Raw genomic sequence first — 3,406 nt, 5'->3', positions numbered from 1 at the left:
GCGTTCACCGTTTCCGGGTCGAAAGCGCCCGTCGCCGCGTACCGCGCCGCTATCTCCGCCAGTTCGGACGGCGCGATCACGTCCGCGATGTCGGTGAAGCCGCCCGGCGCACGCGCGTGGGCCAGAGTGATGACGACCTCGGGGCCCTGCCGCCGGTTGGCCCGCTGAAGCTCCGTCATGGCGGGGCGGCGCCCCGTCTCGTAGGCCGTCAGCGCCTCGGCCCGGTCCGGGTGCGTCGCCATCGCGTGTGCCAGCGCACGCGCGTCGACGATCGACTGCGTCGCGCCGTTCGAACCGATCGGGTACATGGCGTGGGCCGCGTCGCCGATCAGGGTCGTACGGCCGTGGGTCCACCGCGCCAGGGGCTCGCGGTCCACCATCGGGTACTCGAAGGCGCGGTCGGCGGCGGCCAGGATCTCGGGGACGCTGACGCCGTCGAACTCCCAGCCGGCGTAGTGGTGCGCGAACTTCGCGACCGGGACCGGCCGGTTCCAGTCGCCGCGCCCGGCGTCGGTGAGCTCCGTCGACGGCATCGCCAGCGCCCAGTTGACGAGGACGTACCGGTCGTCTCCGGCGGGACCGGTGGGGTGTGTCATCGGGTAGACCACGGCTTTCTGCCGGTCGTCGCCCGCGATGAACATGAACGTGCCCGCGCGGTGCGCGGGGACGCGGGAGACGCCGCGCCAGACGAGCATGCCGTTCCACGGAGGTTCGCCCTCGCCGGGGTTCAGCGCGGCCCGTACCGCCGAGCGGATGCCGTCGGCGCCGATGAGCACGTCGGGCTCCAGGGAAGCGGAGGCGCCGCTGCCGCCCCGTGCGTCGCGGTGCGCGAGCAGGACGCGCGCGCGGCCGTCCGGCGAGGTCTCCACGCCGTCGACCCGGACCCCGGCGACCACGGCGTCGCTGCCGAGCCTCTCCCGTACCGCGTCGGCGAGCACGCGTTGCAGGTCGCCGCGGTGGATGGACAGTTGGGGCCACCGGTAGCCGGCCGCAAGGCCGCGCGGCTCGCGGGAGATCAGCCCGCCGGCGCGGTGGTAGTAGCGCAGTTCACGGGTGCGTACGGAGCACTCGTCGAGTCGCCCGAGGAGGCCGAGCGCGTCGAGTTCGCGTACCGCGTTGGGCATGATGTTCAGCCCGGCGCCGAGCGGCTGGATCTCCCGGGCCGCCTCCACGACGGTGATCCGGTCGAAGCCGGCGGCGTGCAGGGAGAGGGCAGTGGTGAGGCCGGCGATGCCACCGCCCGCGATCATGATGTGGGTCATGGGGTGAATCTCTTTTCGCGGAGCGATGCGGTGACGGACGCGGACGCGGAGGGGGGCGTGGGCGCGGGTCGCGGCGTGGCGGCGGACGTGGACGCGGCAGCGGTCGCCGACGCTGCCTTCGCCGCGGCCTTCGCCGCGGCCTTCGCCCCCGGTCTCGGAGCCGGTCTCGGGGCGGGCTTGCGCGCGGACGTGGGCGGTGTCATCGGCGCGTGCATGCGCACGTTCGCGTGCCGCACCAGCGTCTCGTTGTCCCGCGTCAGGTCCAGCACCGAGCGCAGCAGCGCGATCGGCGCGCCCCCGCTGCCCGCCTCGTACAGCCGCAGTTCGTCGCTGTACGCCTTGCGCGCGATGCCGATGTGCCGGGCGCGGAACGTCTTCAGTATCCGCAGCACCCGCGCCAGCGACACCGCCGAGGCGGCGAGCACCGGCGGCAGCCGCGGCGTCGACTCCCAGCTGATCGCGGCGGACAGCTTGCTCACGGCGGACGTCGAGCCGCGGTGCGCCGCGTGGAAGACCCGCCACGACGGCAGGCTGTAGCGGACCGAGTCGTCGAGGAACGCGTCGTACTCCGGACTGCTCCGGTCGCTCTGCCACAGCGTCAGATCGACCAGCCAGAGCGGCACCTGGGCCGCCGCCGGGCCCAGGTAGTCGCGGCCGGCGATGTCGATCTCCTCGAAGTACGGGCGGAGGTCCCGGGCGAAGAAGTCCGGCGTGACCTGCGCGACCGTGAAGTCGATGGAGTCGACCATGGCCTGGACGTGCCGGCCCGTACGGTCGAGCGCGTCGGCGAACCGGGTGTCGTACGGCTCCAGCCCCGCCAGCTCCGAGCAGGTGTCGAGCGAGGCGACGAGCGCGGGGAAGACCATTCGTACGGCGTCCTGGAGGTGCCCCTCCATCTTCTCGCCGGTGTACATGCGCTGGCGGTCGCCGAGTGGGTTCCACGTCGTGTAGTGGTGCACGGTGTCGCGCGGCACCATGCCGGTGCGGCGGCCCAGTTCCTGGAGTACGGGCAGGGCCTCGGGGACGGCGGCGAGCGGCTCCGCACCGTGCCGTTTCAGCGAGCCGAGAAGCAGACCGAGGTCGCGTACGGCGGCGAGCGCCTCGACCACGCCCAGCGAGGCGGTGCGGTCGGGGTCGGGGACGAGCGCGCGCAGGGCGAGGGTGAGCGCGGGAACGTCGGCGTCGCGGTTCATCGCGGGTACGGCGGCGAGTATCGCGTCGGCGCCCAGCGGATCGGCCGCGCGTATGCCGGTTATTCGGTAGCGCGGTTCGCAGCGCGCCTCGATCGCGGGCGCGACAAGGTCGTACAGCGTCATGGAAGTGCATCCCCCTACGAATTCGCCGTGGGTCGGGTGGGTGGTGGGACACGGGACGGGCGGCGTCCCGCCGTCGCGGCCACTGTCGCGCTCCTTCACGCGTCCCGACCGGCCGGCGGCCCCTTGCCCGTTCGCGGCGATCCCCCCTGGTCCTCACCGGACCTTGGACCGTCGACCGGGCCCTGCCCCGCCTGCGCACTCGCTCATCCTCCTGGTCTACCCCCGGGCGCCGCCGACCTGGTCCTGGTGCGGGGGCGCGGACACGGGCGCGGGGAGCCGCAGGCGGCGGGAGAGCAGCGCGGCGCAGGCGGCGAGGACGGCGCCGGCGAGGAGGGCGGCCTTGAAGCCCGCGGTCTCGTCGGCGGCGCCGGCCGCGCCGAGCGCGTCGGTACGGGCGGTGGCGACCGCGACGAGTACGGCGAGTCCGAGCACGGAGCCGAACTGCTGGCTGGTGTTGACGAGTCCGGAGGCGAGTCCGGTCTCGCCCGGCGCCGCGTCGGCGGTCGCGGCGACGTTGGTGGTCACCATGACGAGCGGCAGAGCGACACCCAGCAGGAGGCTGGGCGCGAGGACGGTGGAGAAGAAGGTGCCCTCGGCCGCGAGCGCGAGCGACAGCCAGAGCATGCCGGCGAACAGGAGGGTGAAGCCGAGCGTCATCGTGGCGCGCAGGCCGAGCCGCCCGATGGCGCGGCCGGCCTGCGGGGCGGTGGCGACGACGACGAGGGAGAGCGGCAGCAGGCCGAGCCCGCCGTGGAGGGGGCTCTGGCCGAGGACGCTCTGGAGGTAGAGGCTCACCAGGAAGAACATCGGGAAGAGCGCCATCTGGGC

3 protein-coding genes are annotated in these 3,406 nt (G+C 73.8%); all 3 read right to left on the bottom strand.

Annotated elements, in window-relative coordinates:
* Positions 1–1,262: flavin-dependent oxidoreductase (locus GXP76_RS34730; RefSeq protein ID WP_242575598.1), on the bottom strand; the 1,262-nt coding region annotated here is incomplete at its 3' end.
* Positions 1,259–2,578: a monodechloroaminopyrrolnitrin synthase PrnB family protein gene (locus GXP76_RS34725; RefSeq protein ID WP_242575597.1), complete on the bottom strand. Its 1,320-nt coding sequence runs from the start codon at positions 2,576–2,578 to the stop codon at positions 1,259–1,261. The genes GXP76_RS34725 and GXP76_RS34730, both read right to left, overlap by 4 nt.
* Positions 2,579–2,794: 216 nt before the next feature.
* Positions 2,795–3,406: MFS transporter (locus GXP76_RS34720; protein WP_374363686.1), on the bottom strand; the 612-nt coding region annotated here is incomplete at its 5' end.

Source organism: Streptomyces sp. NP-1717, assembly GCF_022695985.1.
Lineage (GTDB): Bacteria > Actinomycetota > Actinomycetes > Streptomycetales > Streptomycetaceae > Streptomyces.
This window is presented reverse-complemented; position numbering and strand designations above follow the sequence as displayed.

What these genes read in the sequence shown, in the direction of transcription:
- GXP76_RS34725 (WP_242575597.1), bottom strand. Translation starts at nt 2,578, where the DNA reads ATGACGCTGTACGACCTTGTCGCGCCCGCGATCGAGGCGCGCTGCGAA.